The sequence below is a fragment of the Streptomyces sp. NPDC003635 genome (assembly GCF_053587635.1).
On record NZ_JBSFOK010000065.1, the window covers coordinates 1 to 22,741 of the forward strand.

The 22,741-nt window shown below is 70.9% G+C and carries 22 protein-coding genes and 1 pseudogene; 10 read left to right on the top strand and 13 right to left on the bottom strand.

Going from position 1 to position 22,741, the window contains the following annotated elements; genetic code table 11:
• The 3 genes and pseudogenes from ACWDRW_RS36665 to ACWDRW_RS36675 all read left to right on the top strand — a co-directional run.
• Positions 1 to 236: pseudogene (locus tag ACWDRW_RS36665) on the top strand (alkaline phosphatase family protein); the annotation flags it as partial.
• Between the two features lie 55 nt (positions 237 to 291).
• Positions 292 to 1,455: a sugar phosphate isomerase/epimerase family protein gene (locus tag ACWDRW_RS36670; RefSeq protein ID WP_451731710.1), complete on the top strand. Its 1,164-nt coding sequence runs from the start codon at positions 292 to 294 to the stop codon at positions 1,453 to 1,455.
• Between the two features lie 267 nt (positions 1,456 to 1,722).
• Positions 1,723 to 3,843 (top strand): PQQ-dependent sugar dehydrogenase, encoded by a 2,121-nt coding sequence (locus ACWDRW_RS36675; RefSeq protein WP_451731712.1) that lies wholly within the window; start codon positions 1,723 to 1,725, stop codon positions 3,841 to 3,843.
• A 141-nt stretch (positions 3,844 to 3,984) separates the two neighbouring features.
• Here the strand turns inward: ACWDRW_RS36675 and ACWDRW_RS36680 are convergent, their stop codons facing one another.
• Positions 3,985 to 4,413: a hypothetical protein gene (locus ACWDRW_RS36680; protein ID WP_451731715.1), complete on the bottom strand. Its 429-nt coding sequence runs from the start codon at positions 4,411 to 4,413 to the stop codon at positions 3,985 to 3,987.
• A 68-nt stretch (positions 4,414 to 4,481) separates the two neighbouring features.
• Between ACWDRW_RS36680 and ACWDRW_RS36685 the strand changes: the two genes are divergently transcribed.
• Positions 4,482 to 5,099 carry an AAA family ATPase gene (locus tag ACWDRW_RS36685; RefSeq protein WP_451731718.1) on the top strand — a complete coding sequence of 206 codons (618 nt, stop codon included), beginning with the start codon at positions 4,482 to 4,484 and terminating at the stop codon, positions 5,097 to 5,099.
• A gap of 62 nt (positions 5,100 to 5,161) precedes the next feature.
• Here ACWDRW_RS36685 and ACWDRW_RS36690 read toward each other — a convergent pair whose 3' ends face one another.
• The 4 genes from ACWDRW_RS36690 to ACWDRW_RS36705 form a co-directional block, all read right to left on the bottom strand.
• Positions 5,162 to 5,467, bottom strand: a complete 306-nt coding sequence (locus ACWDRW_RS36690; protein WP_451731721.1) for a transcriptional regulator — start codon at positions 5,465 to 5,467, stop codon at positions 5,162 to 5,164.
• Complete coding sequence (locus ACWDRW_RS36695; RefSeq protein WP_451731724.1) at positions 5,464 to 5,961, bottom strand: hypothetical protein; 498 nt, start codon at positions 5,959 to 5,961, stop codon at positions 5,464 to 5,466. The genes ACWDRW_RS36690 and ACWDRW_RS36695 overlap by 4 nt, the downstream gene beginning before the upstream one ends.
• Positions 5,962 to 5,989: 28 nt before the next feature.
• Positions 5,990 to 6,799, bottom strand: coding sequence for a phytanoyl-CoA dioxygenase family protein (locus ACWDRW_RS36700; RefSeq protein ID WP_451731727.1), 810 nt, complete (start codon positions 6,797 to 6,799; stop codon positions 5,990 to 5,992).
• 166 nt (positions 6,800 to 6,965) lie between these two features.
• Complete coding sequence (locus ACWDRW_RS36705) at positions 6,966 to 7,832, bottom strand: AraC family transcriptional regulator (RefSeq protein ID WP_451731801.1); 867 nt, start codon at positions 7,830 to 7,832, stop codon at positions 6,966 to 6,968.
• A gap of 204 nt (positions 7,833 to 8,036) precedes the next feature.
• Here ACWDRW_RS36705 and ACWDRW_RS36710 point away from each other — a divergent pair, with 204 nt between their 5' ends.
• From ACWDRW_RS36710 to ACWDRW_RS36720, 3 genes are all read left to right on the top strand, one after another.
• Positions 8,037 to 9,305, top strand: coding sequence for a hypothetical protein (locus ACWDRW_RS36710; protein WP_451731730.1), 1,269 nt, complete (start codon positions 8,037 to 8,039; stop codon positions 9,303 to 9,305).
• Between the two features lie 124 nt (positions 9,306 to 9,429).
• Entirely contained in the window at positions 9,430 to 10,125 is a 696-nt protein-coding gene (locus ACWDRW_RS36715) for a TetR/AcrR family transcriptional regulator (RefSeq protein WP_451731732.1), read from the top strand.
• 209 nt (positions 10,126 to 10,334) lie between these two features.
• Positions 10,335 to 11,480 (top strand): FAD-dependent oxidoreductase, encoded by a 1,146-nt coding sequence (locus tag ACWDRW_RS36720; protein WP_451731735.1) that lies wholly within the window; start codon positions 10,335 to 10,337, stop codon positions 11,478 to 11,480.
• A gap of 28 nt (positions 11,481 to 11,508) precedes the next feature.
• On the opposite strand, the gene ACWDRW_RS36725 is transcribed toward ACWDRW_RS36720, so the two are convergent.
• The 8 genes from ACWDRW_RS36725 to map all read right to left on the bottom strand — a co-directional run bounded on the left by ACWDRW_RS36725 (position 11,509) and on the right by map (position 18,410).
• A complete protein-coding gene (locus ACWDRW_RS36725; RefSeq protein WP_451731737.1) occupies positions 11,509 to 12,474 on the bottom strand; it encodes a YihY/virulence factor BrkB family protein in 966 nt (321 codons plus the stop codon).
• A gap of 203 nt (positions 12,475 to 12,677) precedes the next feature.
• Positions 12,678 to 13,076, bottom strand: a complete 399-nt coding sequence (locus ACWDRW_RS36730; RefSeq protein ID WP_451731740.1) for a hypothetical protein — start codon at positions 13,074 to 13,076, stop codon at positions 12,678 to 12,680.
• Between the two features lie 193 nt (positions 13,077 to 13,269).
• Positions 13,270 to 14,469: a spore photoproduct lyase family protein gene (locus ACWDRW_RS36735; RefSeq protein WP_451731743.1), complete on the bottom strand. Its 1,200-nt coding sequence runs from the start codon at positions 14,467 to 14,469 to the stop codon at positions 13,270 to 13,272.
• Between the two features lie 198 nt (positions 14,470 to 14,667).
• Positions 14,668 to 15,552, bottom strand: a complete 885-nt coding sequence (locus ACWDRW_RS36740; protein WP_451731746.1) for an oxygenase MpaB family protein — start codon at positions 15,550 to 15,552, stop codon at positions 14,668 to 14,670.
• Between the two features lie 276 nt (positions 15,553 to 15,828).
• A complete protein-coding gene (locus tag ACWDRW_RS36745) occupies positions 15,829 to 16,008 on the bottom strand; it encodes a DUF6480 family protein (protein WP_451731749.1) in 180 nt (59 codons plus the stop codon).
• Between the two features lie 311 nt (positions 16,009 to 16,319).
• Complete coding sequence (locus ACWDRW_RS36750; RefSeq protein ID WP_451731752.1) at positions 16,320 to 16,727, bottom strand: VOC family protein; 408 nt, start codon at positions 16,725 to 16,727, stop codon at positions 16,320 to 16,322.
• Between the two features lie 184 nt (positions 16,728 to 16,911).
• Positions 16,912 to 17,484, bottom strand: coding sequence for an antibiotic biosynthesis monooxygenase (locus ACWDRW_RS36755; protein ID WP_451731755.1), 573 nt, complete (start codon positions 17,482 to 17,484; stop codon positions 16,912 to 16,914).
• 137 nt (positions 17,485 to 17,621) lie between these two features.
• Complete coding sequence (gene map, locus ACWDRW_RS36760) at positions 17,622 to 18,410, bottom strand: type I methionyl aminopeptidase (protein WP_451731758.1); 789 nt, start codon at positions 18,408 to 18,410, stop codon at positions 17,622 to 17,624.
• A gap of 121 nt (positions 18,411 to 18,531) precedes the next feature.
• On the opposite strand from map, the gene ACWDRW_RS36765 reads away from it, so the two are divergent.
• The 3 genes from ACWDRW_RS36765 to ACWDRW_RS36775 all read left to right on the top strand — a co-directional run bounded on the left by ACWDRW_RS36765 (position 18,532) and on the right by ACWDRW_RS36775 (position 22,726).
• Complete coding sequence (locus ACWDRW_RS36765; RefSeq protein WP_451731761.1) at positions 18,532 to 19,446, top strand: LysR substrate-binding domain-containing protein; 915 nt, start codon at positions 18,532 to 18,534, stop codon at positions 19,444 to 19,446.
• 148 nt (positions 19,447 to 19,594) lie between these two features.
• Positions 19,595 to 20,647 carry a Kelch repeat-containing protein gene (locus ACWDRW_RS36770; protein WP_451731764.1) on the top strand — a complete coding sequence of 351 codons (1,053 nt, stop codon included), beginning with the start codon at positions 19,595 to 19,597 and terminating at the stop codon, positions 20,645 to 20,647.
• 126 nt (positions 20,648 to 20,773) lie between these two features.
• The gene (locus ACWDRW_RS36775; protein ID WP_451731766.1) at positions 20,774 to 22,726 is read left to right on the top strand and encodes a hypothetical protein; all 1,953 of its coding nucleotides are present in this window, start codon (positions 20,774 to 20,776) and stop codon (positions 22,724 to 22,726) included.
• Positions 22,727 to 22,741: the final 15 nt, after the last annotated feature.

The window sequence follows — 22,741 nt, forward strand, 5'->3', positions numbered from 1 at the left end:
ACCCCTACGTCAAGGTCAAGGCCGCGACCGCCCTGGCCCGCAAGAAACTCGGCATGCGCTACCGCATGGCGGTCGTGCCCCTGGATCCCTCACCTGTTCGCGGCAGCCACGGCCGCCTCCCCACGAGCGACGACGACGGTCCGCTCGTCCTGGTTTCCACCCCCCGCGCAGTGTCCGGCCGCGTGGCGGCCACCGATGTGAAGTCCCTGCTGTTGCGGCTCGCCGGCCTCTCCTGAGGGCGGCTGTCGTCAGGCATCCCGCAGCACCGTGACAACGAAAGCGAGACACACTGTGACCACGTTCAACGACGAATCCGTCACCGGCGACTCCCTGCGCCGCGCCCTCGGCGTCAGCCGCCGCAGTTTCCTCAGCACCTGCACGGCCGTCGGCGCCGCGGCGATCGCGGCACCGGTGTTCGGGGCGGCTCCCGCCCTGGCGCAGGACGACGTGGAGGCGGCCGGCGCGGACCGGGGCCGCTCCGCGCTGGTTCCGCCGCACAAGCGCGGCATCATCCTCTACACCGTCCGCGACGCGATCGGCCGGGACCCGCTCGCCTCCGACCTGCCCTCCGGTTTCCGTGAGGTCTTCCGGCAGCTGGCGCGCTTCGGCTACCGCCAGGTGGAGTTCGCCGGCTACGCCCAGCACGCCAACGCGCCCGGCGGCGCGAACCTGGGCACCGTCCAGGGCGCGAAGCTGATGCGCTCCTGGCTCGACGAGTACGGGCTGCGCGCGCAGGGCAGCCACGGCTTCATCCCGCCGTCCTGGCCGCTCACCCAGGCCGACCTGGACACCTTCAAGCTCAACCTGGAGATCGCCAACATCCTCGGCATGGACCACATGGGCACCGGTGGCGACCCCACGGGCAGCCCCTACCGGGCCGACTGGGACGTGGCCGCGGAGAAGTGGAACACCATGGGCGCCATCGCCCGCCGTGAGGGCGTCAAGCTCTACACCCACAACCACGACAGCGCCTACGACTTCCTGCTCGACGGCGGTCCGCTCGACGCCCAGGGCCGCCCGACCCGCAGCTCCGGCATCAGGAAGCTGGAGTACTTCCTGGAGGTGACCGACCGCAGAAGCGTCTACCTGGAGCTGGACGTCTTCTGGGCACACGTGGCCCAGTACAAGTTCCACACCTACACCGCCCACGACGGCTCGCAGCGGGAGCAGATCTTCGACCCCGCCGCGCTCGTGTCCCGCAACACCAACCGCTTCCCGCTCTTCCACGCCAAGGACGGCGTGGTCAACCCACAGAGCGGGCTGGGTTACGACATGGTGCCGTTCGGCACGGGCGACATCGACTACCGCCGGTTCTTCATCCGGGTGGGCGCGAAGAACTACCACAACCCGATGGTCGAGCAGGACAACGCACCGAGCGCGAGCATTCCCGGCCAGTCGCTGGACTTCGCCCGGGTCGGCTACGACAACCTCGCGGCGCTGCGCGCCCGCCACTGACGCGGCGTCACCCGCAGGACCCGCCCCGGCGCCTCGGCGCGGGGCGGGTCACCCCGGCCTGCCCGAAACACCCTGAACACGCTGAAACACCGGGACAGACTTTCCCCGAGAAAGTTGAAACTTTGTCCTTGACGAGTTGAAAGTGGGCGCTTTAGCGTCCAACTGCCTCCCACCGCACGGGCTTTCACCCGATGTCACTCTGCGGCGGCCGACCGGGGCCACACCCCCGGGATCGCGGTGCCGCCGACCAGATCAGAGGAGTTCTGAGTGCGCAACAGACGGATCGTCACCCTCGTGGGGGCGGCTGCGCTGGCCGGAGCCGTGGGGCTCCTGCCGCTCTCCCCTGCCCAAGCCGCCAAACCGGATCCCGCACCGCCGGCCTCGGCGGACTTCCAGAAGGTCACCCTCAACGACCGCCCGGGCGAGCCCATGGCCCTCGCCGTGCTGCCCGACCGTCGGGTGCTGCACACGGCACGCACCGGCGAGGTCCGCATCCACGACCCCAAGAGCGGCGTGAACTTCCTCGCCGCCGACCTCAAGAAGAGCCCCGCCGGGCTCTACCAGCACGACGAGGAAGGCGTGCAGGGCATCGCCGTCGACCCCGGCTTCGCCAAGAACCGCTGGGTCTACCTCTACTACTCGCCCCGCCTGAACACCCCCGTCGACGACCCCGCCACCGCGGGCGTCAACGAAGGCGACGCACCGCAGTTCGGCACGCCCGCCGACTTCGCCAAGTACGAGGGCGTCACGCGGCTTTCCCGCTTCAAACTCGTCGGCAACAAGCTCGACTTCGGCACCGAGCAGAAGATCCTCGACGTGCCCGCCGACCGGGGCATCTGCTGCCACGTCGGCGGAAAGATCGACTTCGACCACAAGGGCAACCTGTTCCTGTCCACCGGTGACGACTCCAACCCCTTCTCCTCCGACGGCTACGCCCCGCTCGACGACCGCCCCGACCGCAACCCGGCCTACGACGCGCGGCGCACCTCGGGCAACACCAACGACCTGCGCGGCAAGGTCCTGCGCATCAAGGTCAAGCGCGACGGCGGCTACGCGATACCCGACGGCAACCTCTTCGCGCCGGGCACCGCGAAGACCCGCCCCGAGATCTACGCCATGGGCCTGCGCAACCCGTTCCGCTTCGGGGTCGACGACAAGACCGGCGAGGTCTACGTCGGCGACTACTCGCCCGACGCCAACCAGGCCAAGCCCGACCGCGGCCCCGCCGGACACGGCCGCTGGATGGTCATCGACCGCCCCGCCAACTACGGCTGGCCGTTCTGCGTGACCCAGGACATGCCGTACCAGGACTACGACTTCGCCACCCAGAAGTCGAGCGGCGCGTTCAACTGCGCCAAGCCGGTCAACGACTCCCGGCACAACACCGGCCTGGCCGAGCTGCCGCCGGTCACGGACGCGGAGATGGTCTACGGCTACGGCGCCTCCGCGGAATTCCCGGAACTCGGTACCGGCGGCATCGGCCCGATGGGCGGACCCGCGTACCGCTACGACAAGCACAACAGGGCCGAGAACCGCTGGCCCGCCTACTTCGACGGCAAGCCGCTCTTCTACGAGTGGACCCGCGACCAGATGAAGGCCCTCACCCTCAACAAGCGCAACGAGATCCAGAAGATCGAGGACGCGATCCCCACGATCAAGACGGACGGCCCGATCGACGCCGAGTTCGGCCCCGACGGCGCGCTGTACGTCCTGGAGTACGGCACCGGGTACTTCGCGGAGCTGCCCGAGGCCCAGCTCTCCCGGATCGACTTCACCCGGGGCAACCGCACCCCGGAGCCCAAGGCGGCCGCCGACGTGACCAACGGCACGAGCCCGCTGACGGTCCAGTTCTCCAGCGCCGGCACGAAGGACGCCGACGGTGACGCCCTCAGCTACGCCTGGGACTTCGACGCCGACGGCACCGTGGACTCCAGGGAGGCCAACCCCAAGCACACCTTCACCACGAACGGCGTGTTCGACGCCACGCTGAAGGTCACCGACCGCACCGGGCGCTCGGCCTCCGCGTCGGTACCGGTCGTGGTCGGCAACAAGGCGCCGGTCGTCGCGCTCACCACCGACCCCGCTCCGCACGGCGGCACGCCGTTCCACTGGGGTGACACGGTCACCTGGGAGGTCACCGTCACCGACGACCAGCCGGTGGACTGCTCCAAGGTCACCGTCTCGTTCATCCTCGGCCACGACTCGCACGGACACCCGCTGTCCACGAGCAACGGCTGCTCCGGATCGTTCAAGACGTTCGTCGACGGCGGTCACTCCGGCTCGGACAACCTGAAGGCGGTCTTCAACGCCACCTACACGGACACGCCCCCGGCCGGCCTGCCGTCCCTCTCGGGCAGCGCCGAGGTCGCCCTGACCCCGGCCGACTGACCGGCGGCCGTCGGCTTCGTCACGGAAACCATTGCGGGAGGTCGAGAGAGCGCGCAACGCGACCTCTCGGCCTCCCGCAAAAGCAGCCGCGAAAGGTGACAACAGGTGTGCCCCGCTGTATGACGGGGCTCGCCTGTCATCTCAGATCCGGCCACCGGTCAGACGGGTGATCGGACCGTGCGTATGGCGCCCCGCACGGCGACCCGCCAGATAGGACGTGGCAGTCAGCGCCGACAAGCCCACGCCGACACCGGCCGCGAGGAGCTTGCGATGGGCGATCACCGTCCAGGCCGTCGAGGCGAGGGCCACCGCCTGTCCGGAGGCGTCCACGACGGCCTGGCGTCCGGCCTGGACCCGCTCGGCCGTGACCTGCGCGACCTTCGTGCCGGCTCCGGCCGTACGCTCGGCCACGCCCACGGCGGCCGACGCCGCGTCACCGGACTTGTCGGCTGCCGCGTCCGCCGCCTTCGACGCGGGGGCAGTCGCCTTCGACGCGGCCTGACGGGCCTTGGTGGAGGCGCTGCGCTTGGATGCGGAATTCTGGTTCGTGCCGCTGTTCGATTGACTCATGCACTTCGCTTTGCCGGATCCGCCAACGGCAAACGCACGCCTCCGGGAACTGCCCTCCACACCGTCTCGTGGACACGGTGATCAAGATCCGGCAGGATCGGCGGATGGTGAGACAGGAACGGCCGGTCGTGGTCGCCGTATGTGGGTCTCCGGGGGCGGGGAAGACCACCGTCGCAGACGCGAGCGCGCGCCGCCTCGGGGTGCCCTTCTTGACCAGGGACGAGATCAAGCGCGGTATCGGGCTGTCTGCTGCCTCCGTCGCCGAAGACGGCCGTAGGGAACTCAACCCTGATTTCCACGTCGCGGGCGGGCCGTTGAGTTTCCGCGCCGAGGCCGTGATGGTCGACGCGGCACGGCTGTTCGCCTCCGCGGGGGTGAGCTTCGTCGTCGAGTCCTCGGTGCTGTCACGCACCCTGGTGGACACGCTCCTCGCATGCGACGCACGCGTGCTCGCCGTCCACGTCGGCGCCGACGCATCGGTCGTCGGCGAGCGCCTCCGATCCCGGGCGGCCACGGGGAGCGCTGTCGACCGGCAGCTCTCGGCTCAGTTCGAACGGGGTGAAATGAGGGCGGCGATTTTCGAACCGCCAGGCGGAGTCGATGCCGTCATACGTGTCGATACGTCAGCCGGCGGCGATCCGGACCTCGACTCCGTGGAAGCGGCGGTCGTCGCACTGCTCAGGTGAGCGTGCACCGCTTGCGAAGAGACGGGATCGGCAGATCGCCGGACGGGCAGAGAGCCGGCGCGCTACGGGCCGACGATGGCGCGGAGGGCGGCGAGGTGGGCCTGGTACGCCTGGCGTCCCTGCCGGGTCAGGCGCAGCCAGACGCGTTGGCGGGTGTCGCGTACGGCCTTGCGCTGTTCGACGTAACCGGCCTCCATCAGCACGGTGACGTGCTTGCTCAGTACGGAGGCCGAGACGTCGAGCTGTTGCTGGACCACGGCGAACTCGGCTTCGCCGGCCGCCTCGAGCAGCGCGCAGATACGCAGCCGGTTGGGGGCGTGGATGGTGGCGTCGAAACCGTCCATCGGGTCGGAGGCGGAGCGGGTCACGAGGTGGTCCGGTGCAGGCGCACGAAGGCGAGATGGAAGGCGATCGACACCGTGGCCCCGACGGCGGAGGCGGCGAACAGCCACAGCGGTTCCCCGCTGGCGCGGAAGGCGAAAGGCGAGCCCACCAGCACCACGGGCAGCCCGATCATGAGGGGGACGGTAGCGCGCTTGGGCAGTACGTCCAGGCGCAGCGCCACTCCCGTCTTCTTGCTCCAGTTCGCGCCCGCGACCGCGAACAGGGCGAGGTACGCGACGGTCATCACCACCATGATGACGCCCCAGGCGACGTTGGGAAGCAGCCACTGGGGGCTTGCCAGGGTGCCTCCGTAGACCGGGGGTACGGCAGCGACGTACAGCGTGAGTGTGGTGGCGAACCAGCGTGGCCAGGGCGTGGCGGACAAGGCCACGGCTGAGGCCCGGACCCGCTCGGTGTCGGCCAGCGCGGCGCGTGCCTGCTGCACGCTCGGACGGATGGTGCCCCCGTTGGTTTCCATGACGGAAACTCTAGGCAGCGTGTTTCCGTCATGGCAAGTCGAAACTTTCCGGCACGGAAAGTCCCGGGGTGTCCTCTCCCAGCCCCAGACGGATCGCGATCTCCACGGGTGAGTACGCGCCGTCGGCCCGCTCCAGTTCGTAGGGCGCGGCCGGCATCAGGGGCGGCTGGGCCATGAACCGCGGCCGTACCCCGTGGTGCGGTTGCGCCGCGTGGACGAGGAACGGATGGCACAGGAAGACGTCGCCCGGGGACCCGGTGGCGAGGGCGACCGGCCGGTGGTCGGACGCCGCCACCAGATCGGGCGCGAGGGCCAGGCCGCTCGCCCCGTCCTCGCCGTAACTCCGCAGCACCTCCGGCACGTCGAGGTGCGACCCGACCCGGATCCGGGTGGGGGCGTCCTCCTCGCCGACCTCGCTGAACAGGAACAGCATCAGCAGCGCCCGGCCCCGGGAGCGCAAGTTGGTGAAGTACCAGCTCTCGCCGTCCGGCAGATAGCTCCCCTCGATGTGCCAACCGGCGTCGTCCGGCTCCTCCTGGTGCGGGAACCGCAACGGGAACGAGCCGAGCGAGTACCGCGGCTCCCAGCGTCCCGGGCCGACGAGCAGGTCGTACGCATGGTGCAGGGAAGGGGAGTTGGGCGCGGCGGCGAACGGCCCCTGCGCCATGCCGGCCACCCAGTGCACGGGCCGCGTCCACGTCGCCGGATCGTCCGGGTCGCAGCCCGTCTCTCGCCACAGCAGCCGCGCGCAGTCCGCGGCGACGCGTGGTGCGACGGCGCCCTCCAGCTTCACGAAGCCGTCGCGGACGAAGCGGGATACCAAGGTCGTGTCATCCATGACCCCATCGTGCGGCGGGGCCGGTGATCGTCACCCGACATTCTCCGCACCGACTTTGTCGGGCGCTGACCTTGCCCCTTGGTCGAGTTGAGGCCGGCTCCTGCGGCGGGCATCGCGTTCGTACGGTTGGCCGAGGCCGCCGCGACGACGGCGACGGGGTCTGCGTTCAGCTGTGCTCGCGTTCCACCGGGAGCCACAGCTCGGCATCGGCCTCGGTGCCGTCCGCGGACAGACGGGTGCGCAGAATTTCGGGACCGGGTCGGCTGCGGTAGCGATTGGAGGGGAACCACTGGGTGAAGACGTCCCGCCACAGCTCCTGGACGGCTTGCGGTGCCGGCCCGCAGGCGGCGAAGACCGCCCAGGCGCCGGCGGGGACGGCCAGCGTGGTCACGCCCGGGGGAGCGGCTGCGGAGGTGACCACCCCCTGGTAGTAGTCGAGTTCGGTACCCTCGGCGCGGCTCGCGTCCAGGTCGTCGCACACGGCGACGATGCCGTGGGGCTCCTGGTCCGACAGCTGCTCCAGGTGTTCCAGGATCACGGGGTTGATCTCACGGACGAAGTCCATGATCGCCTTGTTCGCCCCCCGGTGCACCAGCGGTACCCGGGTCTTGAGCCCGACGACGGTGAAGCCCGCCTTGTCGACCACGCGATACCGCAGCGTGCTGTTGCCTTCGATCGTGAGGCGGAAGGCCAGCCGGGACTGGGAGTTGAGCGCGGCACCGGTACGGCGGGCCTCGCCGGGCCCGATGCCGTGCATCGCGCGGAATGCCCGGGCGAACGCCTCGCCGGAGCTGTAGCCGTAGCGGACGGCGATCTCCAGCAGCGTCTCACGGCCCGCGAGTACGTCGGCGCCGGCCAGGGTGAGCCGTCGGCGCCGGATGTACTCCGACAGCGGCAGACCCGCCAGTGAGGAGAACATCCGGCGCAGGTGGTACTCCGAGGTGGCCGCGGTGCGCGCCAGATCCTCGATCTCCATGGGCTGGTCGAGATGGAGCTCGATGTGCTCCATGGCGAGGTTCAGCCGCTCCAGCATGCCCGGGTTCTTCCTTCTCTTGGTGATCACCATGCTAGGCGGCCACATGGGCCTGCCGCCCCACGTACCGTCGGCGGCGGCTCCCACGCGAGAAGGAGGCGCCGGACGTGCAACCGTTCGGGGCCGGTAGGTGTCTAGCGGTCGACACTCCGTTCTCCCGGTGGACACCGTCCGTTTGCCCCCGTTCCGACTGAGGTTCCCTCCATGCCGATGCCCCCGCACAACCGTCGCCCCGCGAGAGTCGCTGTCGCCGCCCTCGGCGCCTCCGGTCTGATCGCGCTGGCTGCCGCTCCGGCCGCCTTCGCCGATGAACCCGCCCCCGAGATGGTCATCGGAGGCGTTGAGCCGATCAGTGGAGTGCAGCCGGGGAGCACCTTCGATCTGCCGGTCACCGTGGCGAACAAGGGCACCGCGGTCGCCGAGAAGGTGTGGGTCACCTACGCCGTCACCCGGGGACTCGACTTCGCGGAGGTTCCCTCCAACTGCTGGACACAGCAGGTCCGGTCCTACGACGAGATGCCGGAGCGCTGGACCGCGGTGTGCGGGTTCGATCAGCCGGTGCAACCGGGTGCCGTCTACACACTCGAGAAGCCCTTGCAGGCCAAGGCCTTGGACCGGGCGTTCAACGACGAGCTGCTGCTGCGTGTCGGTGAGAACGATCCAGGGCCGGACGACAACGGCCTTCCCCCGGTCGCGGGAACGGCGCCGGCGGTCAAGCTGGTCGAAGGACAGGCCGGGAGCGAGGGGACCAGGGGAGTCGTCATCCTGCCCGTCACCTCCGTCAACACGGCCGACTTCCAGGTGACAGGTGCCGAGTTGCAGGGTCGCGTCGGCGAAACGGTGCCGATGAAGGTGGAGTTCACCAACGCGGGGCCCGCCTGGTTCATGGCGAAGCTGGGGGAGCCGACCGTACGGGTCATCGTCACGCCCCCCGCCGGAACGTCGATCGCCAAGGCTCCCGGGTTCTGCAAGGCCAAGGGCAAGGCGTACAACTGCGGGATGGGCCAGCGGGCTCTCAACGAGGGCGGCCGGGAGCCGTACACCTTCCAGCTGAAGATCGACAAGAGGGTGGCGAACGCCAAAGGCTCGGTGGCCCTGAGCACCGAGGCCCGGCCGTTCGACCCCGACAAGTCCAACGACAAGGCCGACATCACGCTGGACGTCTCGGGTGGGGGTCCGACCGCCTCGCCGACCACTTCGCCGACCGCTTCGCCGGGCGACTCGACCGGCGGCTCGGGCGGATCGACGGGCGGAACGACCGGCGGGTCGGGTGGATCGGCGGGCGGGTCGACGAGCGGAGCGGTCGGCGGGTCGTCGTCGACCGGCGGTAACGGGAGCACGCCGCAGGGCGGCAACCTGGCAGCGACCGGATCATCGGCGCTGCCGATCACGGGCGTGGCTGCCGGGGCGGTGTTCACGGGGGTGGCCGTGTTCGTCATAGTGCGCCGCCGCCGGGCCCGGAACCTGAACTGACGACCGATTCCGGCTCCGATGGCCGAGGCCCCTGGACGAGGCCGGACGGCACGGGCGCGGGCGGTGGTCCAGCCGCCCGCGTCAGCCCCCAAAATCGCCGAACGCGTTCGTTACGATCGGTGTCATGAGCGCCAGAAGAGAACCGGTCAGTCGACGTGAGCGTCCCGCGAAGCCCGCCCTGTCGCGGCGCTGGATCGTGGACACGGCCGTCCGGATCATGCGGGCCGAGGGCCTGGAGAAGGTCACGATGCGTCGCCTGGCACAGGAGCTCGACACCGGCCCGGCCTCCCTGTACGTCTACGTCGCCAACACCGCCGAGCTGCACGCGGCTGTCCTGGACGCGCTGCTGGGCGAGGTGGACCTGAGTGGCCGGGGCGGCGGTGACGACTGGCGCGAGCAGCTCCGCACGGTAATGACGTCGTACACCGAGGTGCTGTTCGAGCACCCGCAGCTCGCCCGGTCCGCGCTCGTGGCCAGGCCGAGCGGTGAGAACTACCTGCGGCTGGTGGAGCGGATCCTCGACCTGCTCGCACGCAGCGGTGCCCCCCGCGCCCAGGTCGCCTGGGGCGTGGACAAGCTGCTCCAGGACGCCACGGCCACGGCCGCGGAGCACTCGACCCAGGAGCAGGACCCCGCCGCCGAGGACGACTGGAACGCCACCGTGCGCGCTTTGCGCGCCGTCGACGAGGCCACGCACCCGGCCATCACCGCCCATATGCCGGACCTGATCGAGGGTGCGGCCGGGGGCCGGATGCGCTGGAGTTTCGACGTCCTCGTCAACGGCATCACGCACACTCCGGTACCCGACCCGGCCGACTGAGCCCGCCCTTTCCGGGTCCGGCGGGCGACGCGGGCCGGACCGGGGGCGTGTCCATGTGGCCCCGCACATCCAGTGACGAACTTGTTCGCTACGAACATGTTCGTTAACGTGGGAAGTGGCCGAAGGGCCGCCGCCAGGCGATTACGCGGTGCTGTCCCGCACGGCGCCCGCACACGCCACGCCTCCCACCTCCGTGAAAGAGGTTCACCATGAGCACCCCCACCCACATCCCCATCGCGATCATCGGCGGAGGCCTCGGCGGCCTGACCGCCGCCCGAGTCCTGCACGTCAACGGCATCGAGTCGACGATCTTCGACCAGGAGACGGGCCCGGAGGCCCGCACACAGGGCGGCATGCTCGACATCCACGAGGAGAACGGCCAAAGGGCCCTGCACGCAGCAGGCCTGCACGACGACTTCCTCAAGCTCGTCCACGAGGGCGGCCAGGCCATGCGCCTGCTGGGCCCCGACGGCGCGGTGCACGTCGCCGAGGAGGACGACGGCACCGGCGAGCGCCCCGAGGTCGACCGCGGCGACCTGCGCGACCTGCTGCTGAACTCCCTGCCCGACGGCACGGTCCACTGGGGCCGCAAAGCCACCGGCGCCCGCTCACTGGGCGAGGGCCGCCACGAGGTCACGTTCACCGACGGCTCGGTCGTCACCACCGACCTCCTCATCGGCGCGGACGGCGCCTGGTCGCGCGTCCGGCCGCTGCTCTCCGACGCCGAGCCGGCCTACACCGGCATCTCCTTCGTCGAGACCGACCTGTACGAGGCCGACACCCGCCACCCGCGCAGCGCGGCCGTCATCGGCGGCGGATCCTTCTTCGCCCTGGGCCACGAGCGTGCCCTCCTGGCACACCGGGAGACCGACGGCTCGCTCCACGTGTACACCGCGCTCAAGGCCGACGAGGACTGGCTGGACGGCATCGACTTCGGCGACGACGCCGCCGCCAAGGCCGCGGTCCTCGCCCACTTCGACGGCTGGCACGACAGCCTGCGCGGCCTGGTCGCCGACGCGGACACCCTCACCCCGCGCCGTATCCACGCCCTGCCCGTGGGCCACCGCTGGAACCGCGTCCCCGGCGTCACCCTGCTCGGTGACGCCGCCCACCTCATGTCCCCTTTCGCGGGCGAGGGAGCCAACCTCGCCATGATCGACGGCGCGGAGCTCGCCCTCGCCGTCGCCGCCCGCCCGGACGACACCGAGGCCGCCCTGACCGAGTACGAGAACGCCCTCTTCCCACGTGGCGAAGCCTCCGCCGCCGAGTCCGCCGCCAGCCTGGACACCATGTTCGGCGCGGACGGCCTGGAGCGGATGGTCGAGTTCTTCAGCACCGCCCCGGCCGACCAGTGAGAACCGCCCCGCACCGGAGCCCGGCCGTTCAGTCGCCGGGTCCGGGGTCGGGGTGGGCCGGTGCTGTGATGCCGGCGCGGGTTGCTTCGAGCTGGGCGGCGAACGCGATGCCGTAGAAGAGGGCCACGGCGGTGAGGTTGGCCCACAGGAGAAGGGCGATGAACGCGGTGAGGGGGCCGTACAGGGCCCCGAAGGCGCCGCTGCCTTCCACGTAGAGGGCGAGCAGCCAGGTCGCCACCACCCACAGCAGCAGGTGCAGGGCGGAACCGAAGGCGAGCCAGGTGTAGCCGGGCTGGACCCGGCGCGGTGCCCACCGGAAGATCACGGCTGAGGCGATCCATGCCAGTGCCAGCCCCACCGGCACCTGGAGGGCGTTTCGCCAGCCCGGTGTGCCCAGGGACCATCCGAAAGACGTCGCTACGGCGTCGCTCACCGCTTCTCCGGCCACCAGGACGATGAAGCCCACGATCATCGGCAGGCCGGCGGCGAGGGCCAGGGCGAGGGAACGGGCGTATTTGCGGGGGAGGGGGCGGTCGCGCTCGATGCCGTAGATGCGGTTGGCGCCCCGCTCGATCTGTCCCATCGCCGACGCCAGGTTCAGCAGCGCGAAGCCCAGGCCGAGCCAGAGCGCGAGGGTGCTCCACACGTTGCCGTCAGCGCTGGAGCGGGTGGTGTCGAAGGCGTCCGCGACCACCTCGCCGCTCGTTCCGGGCACGATCTCGGCCAGGGTGAGTTCCACGGCCCGTCCCACGGACTCGGTGTGCACCGAGGTGGCCAGGCCCACCAGCGCCACGGTGAAGGGCACCAGGCCGAGGACCACCTGGAAGGCGAGCGCCCGCGCGTTGGTGAAGCCGTCGGCATAGCGGAACCGGACGAAGGAGTCCACCAGCAGCCGCAGCCCGCCGTAGTGCCGCAGCGCGGTGAACGCCTCGTCCCCCGACAGTTCCTCGCCCAGCATGTCCCTGGTCTGCGGTACGTGTACGGCGGTGCCCACAATGCCGGCCCTCCTCCTGGTCGTGGTGGTTGTCCAACTGCCCACAGCGAGTCCGCACACGCGTCGGTGGCTGCCGCACCGATTCCCTGAGTTCGACTTCCGGAGGGGCGGCCACCGTCACACTGATACATGGCATCTGCGCTCGGAGCGAGGCGGCGCCGGGATTCCTCGGCCGCCCGCCGGCGATTGGTCCCACGTGCAGGTCAGGCCTCCTGGGACCCGGAGTCGTCGCGCGGCTCGGTGCGGTGGTCGAAATACGCCCACGCGAAGATCCCGAGCAGCGCCACCGTGCCCACAGTCAGGTACTGCACCAACGTCGGTGTGTTCCGGGTGAAGAAACCCGCGAGCCCCGTTACCAGCGCTCCGCACAGCATGACCATGCGGCTGGCGAACTGCTGACCCGGCTTGACCTCCTCGCGCTCGGAGAACAGGCCCTGCGCCGCCGCCTTCGCGGGGCGGGCAGCCCCTTTGCGTCTCTTCGAGCGGTACTCCAGCCCGTACCCGATCAGCAGGTAGAGCGCGAAGACCGCGGCGATCCATGCCCAGTCGGACGGATCGCTCGTGCCGCCGCGCGCCAGTGAGACCTTCAGCCCCGGGCTCATCCAAGCCCCCCTTTCCATGTCTGGGGCCGGATGCCCCGCTCGGGGAACGGCATGCGCGGCGATTTCCCGGCAGCGGCGGGGTTCGAACCACGGCCCACGCGGTGCGGCGGAAGCAGGCGCGCTACGACGCGCCCTGTGTCCCTGGGCCGATCACTCTGCCCGTCCCTCGCACCCCCACGGCGTCGAGACGGCGTCAGAAGGCGTAGCGGACGCGCAGCCAGGGGACGTGCGAGCCGATGAGGCCCTGGAGGGTCCGCAAGGCGTCGGCCTTGACGCCGTTGCGGTAGCGCACGTTGAGGGCGCCGTTCTCGGAGCGCTTGGCCTGCTGGAGGCCGGGCTGCCACAGGACGTCCTCGGCACGTGGATGCCAGCCCAGGTTCACCTCGTGCAGCTCCCGGTTGTGCGTGAGCATGATCACCTCGGCGGCGGCCTGGCGCCGCACCCGCTCGGGCAGGACGTCGTCCAGTTCCCGGAGCAGGTCGGCCCAGGCGGCCTGCCAGCCGGGCCGGACGACCACGGGTGAGAAGTTGAAGTGCACCTCGTAGCCGGCGTCGAGGAAGTCCGCGGCTGCGGCGATCCGGTCGGCGACCGGCGATGTGCGGATATCCAGGAGCTGGGAGTCGTCCGGCGGCATCAGGGAGAAGCGGATGCGGGTGCGGCCCTGCGGGTTCAGCGCGAGCAGGTCGGGGTTGACGAACTTCGTGGCGAAGGAGGCCTTGGCCGTGGGCCAATGGCGGAAGGCCTGCACGAGATCGGCCGTGTTGTCGCAGACCAGGGCGTCCACCGAGCAGTCGCCGTTCTCACCGATGTCGTACACCCAGGCCGTGTCGTCGCACTGGTTGGGTTCCGGCTTCGGTCCGTGCCGTGCGATGTGCCGGGCGATGTGGCCGATGATCTGGTCGATGTTGGTGAAGACGGTGATCGGGTTGGCGTACCCCTTGCGCCGCGGCACGTAGCAGTAGGCACACGCCATGGCGCAGCCGTTCGAGGCGCCTGGGGCGATCCAGTCCGCGGACCTGCCGTTGGGGCGCGTGGTGAGCGTCTTCCTCTCGCCAAGCACCAGGGTCTCGCTCTTCACGCGCACCCAACGGTCGACGTTGCCCTCGTTGCCGTGCAGTCCGGGGATGCGCCAGTGGGAGTCCACGGTGGTCAGCCGCGCCTCGGGAAACCGGGCGATGATCTGTCGGCCGCGCGCGGACACGGCAGCGGCCGGCTCGGCGAGGATCTCCCGCACGGGCAGCATCCGGCGGGCAATCGCGGAGTCCCGGAACAGGGGGTCCGCGCTCGCTTGTTCCCGGGCGGCGTTTTCCTCGTCCGGCCCCGTCCGGAGGGCGTCCAGGGCGAACAGTGCGCCGGAACCGTCGTCATCCGTGAAGGGGGAAGGGTGGTGCATGCGTGCTCCGGTGCGAGGGTGCGGCCAGGTGCCGGGAGGTGGCTGGACCACGGTTGTCCAGTGTAGGAGGCATGCCGACGGTCCGGGCGGTCGCACGGCTGGGCGGTCCCCGCGCGACCCCTCTCATGAGCACGGCGGGTCACGGCGGGCCGTACTGCCGCGCGCCCCGCCGTCGCCGGGCCAGGACTTCGCCGCGCGTCACGCCTGTCCCGAGCGGATTCTGGCGCGGGTGGGGGTCATGGCCCACCGGATGCCGGCGGTCATGGCGGTGCCGAGGGGCCGTACGAGCAGGTCCTGGGCTATGGGGACGCGGGGCAGGCGCAGTTCGCGGCAGGCCCAGGCCGGCAGCAGGGAGACGGCGCTGGCGGCGAGGGCGGTGTACGGCGGGCGGGCGGGCCAGGGGATCGGCGGGTGCAGCAGCAGGAAGCGGGCGGTGGCGCGGGCTTCGGGCGTGGCGGTCAGTTCGTCGCGGTAGGCGGCCAGGCAGCGGTCGAGTCCGGCCCGGCTGGTGGGCGGGTCGGGCACACCGAGCGCGGTGGCGATGCGCGCCATGTCGGCGACGTATCCGTCGCAGCCCGCGTCGTCCAGCGGTTGGGCGCCGTAGCGCTGGTGGGCGCGCAGGAAGCAGTCGGTCTCGGCGATGTGGACCCAGCACAGCAGGTGCGGGTCGGAGGCGGCGTAGGGGCGGCCGTCGGGGGCGGTGCCGTGGACGGATGAGTGGACGGCGCGGACCTGGTCGCAGGCTTCCTGGGCGTGGTCGGCGGGGCCGTAGGTGGTGACCGCGAGGAACGTGCTGGTGCGCTGGAGCCGGCCCCAGGGATCGCCGCGGAAGCCGGAGTGTCCGGCTACGGCGGCCATGGCCAGCGGGTGCAGGGACTGCAGCAGCAGGGCGGCCAGTCCTCCGGTGAACATCGAGGCGTCGCCGTGCACCTGGCGGATGGGACGCTCGGGGCCGAACCAGCGTGGGCCGGGCGCGCCGTGGATGCGGGCCCGGTTGGCCGGGCCCTCCGGTCCCGCGACCCGGGAGAAGATCGCCTCGCCGACCCGGTCGCGTACGGGGCTGAGGTCCGGCAGCAGTTTCATGGCGCGCTCGCCTCCTTCCCACACCCGGGTCGGCGTCCTCGGCGGCGCGTGGCGCCCGTCAGGGCGGGCCCGCGCGAGTGGCCGGCGCGCCACCCGGGACGTGGACCTGTGGCGGTACGCGTCTCAGCGTAGACCCGGTCCGACTGATCGAGGACGGCCCCACCGAGGCCGAGCGGCACCGCCAACCCGATCGCCCCTTCCGCGCCGTCGTCACCTCCGGAGGGCCGCCGGGCCTCGCCCGACCGGCTGCGGGCCGAGTGCCCAGGGCGCCGCGGATCACATCGCAACGACGCGCACCAGGAAGAGTGCGGCGATCAGCAGGGAGCCGATCACGACCAGGGACAGCCACCACAGGGGGTGCTCCCAGATCCCGCCGTCCGGCCTTTCCTGGTGCGCCTCGGCGGTCGACCCTTCCACCGCGGGCGTTTCACTGGGAGGACGCAGCTGCTCAGTCATCATCGACCTCCGGATCATCGCTGATCAGGGACAAGACGGATGCCTCAGACCTCCGTCGAGGCTTGCCCCGGTAAGGAGACAAAGCGCATCGAGCGCACCTGTGTTTCCGCTGCGCGGATGCGTTCGGATGCTCCTGGGCTGAATTTGCCGACGCGCCGCCACCTTGAGCAAGTGCCGCCGAGTGTCACGTGGCCGTCGACGCTCCGAGTACCCGCGCCGGCCGGAGATGCGGCCGCTCCACGGGACATGCAGTTCTCCCGCGAGGCGCCGTACCGGAGGCGCTCGGGCGGCTGACTCTGCGGGGCCCGACTTCAGGTGGGCTGAATTTGTCCAGGCCGGTAACTCCCGAAGCTCCACTCATGGCCTTCCGGATCGAGAACTCGAGCACGCCGACTGCCCCAGTCGGTGTCCTCCGGAGGGAACACCGCCCGCCCGCCCGCCTCCACGGCGCGGCCGAACAGGTCATCGACATCGGCTACGGCCAGATACAGTCCGGCGCCCGTCGAGAGGCCTTTCAGAGGCGGGATGTCGTAGGCGGCGTCCGAGCTCGCGACCATGACGACGGCTTCCCCCAGGCGCAGCTCGGCATGGACGACCGCGCCGCCTTCTCCGTCCTGACGTGCGGTCGTGACGAAGCCCAGCGCCTCCAGCCAGCCGATGCCCGCCGAGGCGTCGGCGTAACTGAGGTACGCGTAGAGGGCCGTTTCCTGCGTCGTCATCTTCGGCTCCTTGCACGAGGTGCTGAAGAACACGGTCCCCTCACACCATCCCGCCCCATGTCGCACCAAGGCAAACTGCAGCGTTTGAGCGTCGAATCAGCGGCCCCCACTGCGCCGACCACGGAGCTGCCGACGGCCGCATGCCACCGCAGCTCGCAGTCAGAGGTGCTCCGTTTCCGAGACGCTATGGCGTCAGCCAGTCGCGCAGGAGTCTGCTCACGGCCGGCATCGCCACGTACGTCATGAGCACATTGAAGACGCCTGCCACCACCGCGCTGCTGAGCACCAGGGGCAGCGCCGTCAGATGGGGCAGCAGATAGAGGCTGCCGGCCACGGAGATCGGGTAGATGGCCAAGGTCGCGCTGATCGCCATCTTCCATCGCGGCGGCGCTGGCCGTGTCGAGCCCGGCTTGGCGAACCAGGTCTCCATGCCGGTCAGTGTCCGCCGGGCGATCTCGGTGTGGTGGTGTCCGTCGCAGTCGGCGAACCAGGCCGCGCGCTCAGGTGACTCCTGCCAGGCCCGGCACGCCTCGGTGTCGCGGAAACGGTGGACGAGGAACCATGGCGCGTCGCCACCGGAAGAGCGGAACAGCCCGTATCCGAGGTGCCCGGGAAAGCTGGCGGCGCTTTCGAGGATTCCTTTCGCCCACCGCTCGAATGCGGCTTCGTGGCCGGGTTCCACGCGGCGGGCTATCAGCAGCGTCACCTCGCCCGTGTCGACGGGGACGGAGGCGTGCTCAGGGCTGACGGCGGTCAAAACTGACTCCTCATGATCTCACCGCGCCCACCGACACTGTACGCGTGCGGCGATGGAGGAGTCCGCAGACCACTGGTTCCGCGTGACACGCCACGTGGGGTCGGCGGTGCTGGCGAATGGCTCGTCGTGCGGGGACATCAGCCCTTCGACGGCGTCGGCGTCGGCAGCGTGAGGACTTCGGCTCCGTCCTCGGTGATGGCGATGGTGTGTTCGCTGTGTGCCGTCCGGCAGCCCGTCGCGCTGCGCAGCGTCCAGCCGTCCGCGTCGGTGACCAGTTGGGCGGTGTCGGCCATGACCCACGGCTCCAGCGCCAGCAGCAGTCCGGGGCGGAGCTTGTAACCGCGGCCGGGTCGCCCGGTGTTCGGTACGTGCGGGTCCTGGTGCATCGTCGAGCCGATGCCATGCCCGCCGAATTCGGTGTTGATCGCGTATCCGGCTCGCCTGAGGACTGTGCCGATGGCGTGGGAGATGTCGCCGATACGGGCTCCGGGGCCGGCGGCGGCGATCCCCGCGGCCAGGGCGCGTTCGGTCGCCTCGATCAGCGCGATGCTCTCCGAGGGTTGCGTGCCGCCGACCACGAAGCTGATGGCGGCGTCCGCCGCGACGCCGCGCTTGGAGACGGCGAGGTCGAGCGTGAGCAGATCGCCGTCGGCGAGTGCGTAGTTGTGGGGGCGTCCGTGGAGCACCGCGTCGTTGACGCCCGTGCAGATGTAGTGGCCGAACGGGCCGCGTCCGAAGGACGGTGCGTAGTCGACGTAGCAGGATGAGGCTCCCGCCTCGATGATCAGGGTCTTGGCCCACTGGTCGATGTCCAGGAGGTTCGTGCCGACCGTGCTCCGGCCCTTCAGTGTCTGCAGGATGTCTGCGACCAGGGCGCCGGTGTCTTTCGCCCGGGCCAGCAGGGAGGGGTTCAGGATCTCGATCATGTGCCCGTTTCCTCGCGAAGCCAATAACTATACCGGTAAAACTATACCGGTATTTGAATGGTGCCCGCACGTCGATGGCAGGGCGATCGGTGCTCCAGCCGCCTGGGTATCGTCAACGGCCATGGAGCTGCGCACCCTTCGCTACTTCGTGGCCGTGGCCGAGGAACTCCACTTCGGCCGGGCCGCCGCCCGCCTGCGCATGACCCAACCTCCCCTCAGCCGGGCGATCAAGCAGCTCGAGGCCGACCTCGGTACCCCCTTGCTCCACCGCTCCGCCGCAGGCGTCACCCTCACCCCACCCGGGGCGACACTCCTGGACGAGGCGCGCACCCTGCTGGACCGAGCCGACCAGGTCCGGGTCCGGGTCGCCGCGGCCGCCGGTGCCGCCGTCCTCACGGTCGGCCTGCTGGGCGACGGCAGCGACCCGGGTGCCCTGCGGCTGGCCGCCGCGTACCGCCGCAGGCACCCTGAGGTCGAGGTCCGCATCCGCGAGACCGACCTCACCGACCCGACCTGCGGCCTGCGTGCCGGACTGGTCGACGTCGCCCTGACCCGCGCACCGTTCGACGAGGCGGGCCTGATCGTGCACGAACTGCGCGCCGACCCGGTGGGCGCGGTGCTGCGCGCCGATGACCCGCTGGCCCGCCGCGGCCATCTCGCACTGGCCGACCTGGCGGCCCGGCGCTGGTTCCGGTTCCCCGGCGGAACCGATCCGCTCTGGCGGTCGTACTGGAACGGCGGACAACCGCGTGAGGGGCCGGTCGTCCGCGGCGTCCAGGAGTGCGTGCAGGCCGTGTTGTGGAACGGCACGGTCGGCATGGCCCCGCTCGGGCACCACCTGTCCGAGGAACTGGCCGTCGTCCCGCTGACCGACATGGCGCCGAGCCGCGTGGTGGCGGCCTGGAAGGCGGGCCCCACGAACTCGTTGCTCCAGTCATTCGTGCGGATCGCCACGGCCGCCTACCGCTCCGGAGGCGCCCGAGATGACCAACGGCCGCTCCCCGTCGCCCGGAACAGCTCGTTGAGGCAGTTTTGACGTCAGCCCGTCCCGGTGCGCGACGCCGGGCCGGGCCTGCCTGGGGGAGACGGGACAGGAGGCCCTGGCCAGCCACGATTCCCATCCGGTATCGGATCTCCCGGACAGGTCTTGGACGTCGGCCAGAGGCCAACCGCACAGTCGGGTCATGCCACTTTCACGACGAAGCGCCCTGAGCGCACTGGCGGGACTCTCGAGCACCGCCCTCGGTCTTGCCACATCCCCCAGCAGCGCCCGGGCCACGGAGTCCGCCGCCGACGAACACGCACAGTGGCGGACCAGGACGCCCATGCCGCAGGCCCGCGCCGAAGTCGGGGCGGCGACCCTCAACGGCCGCCTGTACGTCGTCGGGGGCACCCTCCAGCCTGACGAGGCGGCACCGGTGTGGGCCTCGGACACGGTCACCAGCTACGACCCGCACACCGACCGGTGGGCGTCACACGCGCCGCTGCCGCGCCCGCTCACCCACGTCGGGGTGGCCGCCCTCGACGGACGGCTGTACGCCTTCGGCGGGTTCACGGACGCCGTGCACCTCAACCCGCAACCGACGGCCTACGTCTACCACCCCGCTCGGGACCGGTGGAGCCGGCTGCCCGACATGCCCCATGAGCTCGGATCGGTCGCCGTCGCGGCCGCTGGCGGCAAGCTCCACCTCATCGGCGGACGTGAGTCCACGTCGGTCGTCACGATTCCGGACCCCCCGATCTCCCTGGGATACGGCACGGTGAACAGCCACCTCGTGTACGACCCGGTCCGGCGCCGATGGTCCACCGCGCGAGCGCTGCCCGGCGAACCACGCGATCACGCGGGCATCGCCGTCCTCGGCCGCGACATTCACGTGTTCGGCGGCAGGGTCGCCGACGTGACCGACAACCTGGCCCGCCACGACGTCTACCACACCGGCACGGGCCGCTGGCGCACGGCGGCGCCGCTTCCAACGCCCCGGTCGGCCGGGGCCGCGGTCGTCCTGAACGGTCGGATCGTGTACGCCGGAGGCGAATGCGGCTCCGGCGGAGGCACCTTCGGAGAGGTGACCGCCTACGACCCGGAGACCGGCGGCTGGTCCACGAGCAGCTCTCTGCCCCAGAGCCGGCACGGATTCGGCGCCGGCGCGGTGCGCGGCCGCGCCTACTTCGCCGCGGGCGCCCCCACCTGCGGTGGCGGCGCCTCGAAGGACACGCTGGAGCTACGTCTGAGGTAGCCGCCCCATCATGCGGCAGAGACGTGGCGGGTGGTGTCGGCCAGTTGAGGTGACCATCGCGCGGGTCACTCGTTTGGTTGAGCGCAGGGACGTCATGGCATCACCCGCGGGAAGGCTGTACGGCTCATGTCCACTGACCACCGGCGCAGCGCGCGTACCACCATCCAGCAGGCCGAGGTCATCCTCGTCGGCCAGTATCCCGGGCTGGTGGCCCTGGCCTATCTGACACTGCCGGCCTCACTCGGTAGACACCGCAGGGTCCTGGTCGCGCATGGCATCGTCCAGCGCGCCTTGCCCGGGTCGCGCACGGTTCCCGCGGCTCGGCGTGTGCCGGCGCAGCGGGGCAGCGGCGAGTCACGGGAGTGCGCGTGGCTGCGCGAGCGCGTGCTCAGGGAGGCGCTGCGCTACGAGATCCGGCCCCGCGGCTGGCCACGCCGACTTCCGGCGCCGCGTCGGCTGCGGCCCGCTCTGCCGGTGGTATGGGGCCTGCGGCTCTTCCCACGCGCGGGCGGCGAGGAGGAGGTCCAGCTGGCCCGGCTGCTGGCCGGGGTGCCCGCGGCCTCCCGTGCGGCGTTCGTGCTGCGCCACCTGGAGCGTGTGCCGGACGAAGAGGTCCTGCGGCTGTTGCGGGCAGCGGGCGAGGGCCGACCCGAGCGGGCGCTGCGGACCGCGGTCCGGCTCGAACAGGACGCCGGCCCGGCGGCGGAAACGCTCCTGCGATCACGGGAGTTCGACGCCTGTTCCGTGCAGATCCGGCCGACCGACCTACTGCGCCGCAGGCGCCGGTTGCAGCTCGCCTGCGCGGGGCTCGCGGCCGCCGCGCTGGCCGGTGCGGCACTGGCTGTGACCACCACTGACCCCGAGGAGCCGTTGCGGGCGGCCCCCGTGGTCAAGGTGCCCAGCCTCGGACAGCTGGTCCGTGTACCGGAGGGACAGTGGGCGGACACCTCCCGGGTCGACTTCACCGCGTGGCCCGCCCGAGGCGAACTGGCCGACGACAAGGACCTGCTGAGACGAGCCCTGAACGTCTGGGCGGAACCGTCGGCCGATACCGCCGTCACCACCACTGCCTCCACCACGGCAGAACCTCCGCGCCGCGCACCCCAGTTGCTGTACGCGGGCAAGGTGAACGACACCACCGTCGTGCTGTTCCACGAGGCAGACCAAGTGGTCCGCTACACCGAGCGGGGCGCGCGGACGACCTTGGCGTTCGCCCGGACCGACGAGGCGGATGTGACCACCGCAGCGGCTTTGGTGGTTGCCCGCAGTGACGACTCCGTCCGCTATGTGACCGCACCATGGATCGCCGAGGCCCAGACGCGGGACCTGCTCCGGCCCGACACCCCCGGCAGCCCGCTCTCCGTGAACGAACACGGCATCACGGACGACGTGCCCGCCCCACCCGGTGCCGGCGGCTGCTCATCCTGGCCGGTGCTCCAACTGCGCTCCTCCAGCCGCATCGTGGAAAAGCACGCGTTCCTTGTCACCGATCTCGGCGGGCTGACCGCAACCCACCTCACGTACACGCCGCTGCCGAGCAGGGACCAGCGGGCCCGCCAGCCGAGGGAGGCGACAAGCTCGGCCGCCCTCGCGAGCTGGGCGCACGGCGCGTGCCGGCTCGACGCGCTGCGCGGCCGTGACGTACGGGCCGTCAACCACTGGGACTTCGCCGAACAGGACCTGCCCGAAGGTGCCGGCACGGCGCTGTGGTCGTGCAGTCGCGTCTCCAGCTGGCGCGGACCGGGTGATGTGCTGGTGCAGTTCCGGGAGTCCTCCGACGCCCCGGACGCACCGGCGAAGGTGGTGGCGCAGGCCCGTTCCACCGCCGCCTGCAGCAGGTTCGGGCAGCATGTCGTGGCGGCCACCTCATGGAAGGCGCCGTCTGGCCGAACGTATCTTCTGGCGGCGGGCAGCCGCGAGGTCACCGCTCTGCGGGCCAGCGGGGACGTGGAGGAGACCGCCCAGGGTCGTACGCTGGCGGTCCGCACTCCCGACGACACCGCACGGGCGAGCGTGCGTGCGACCCTCTCCGACGGGGGAACCCTCCGCGAGGTCGACGAGGCAGCCGCAGACGAGTGATCCACTGCCTGGCTC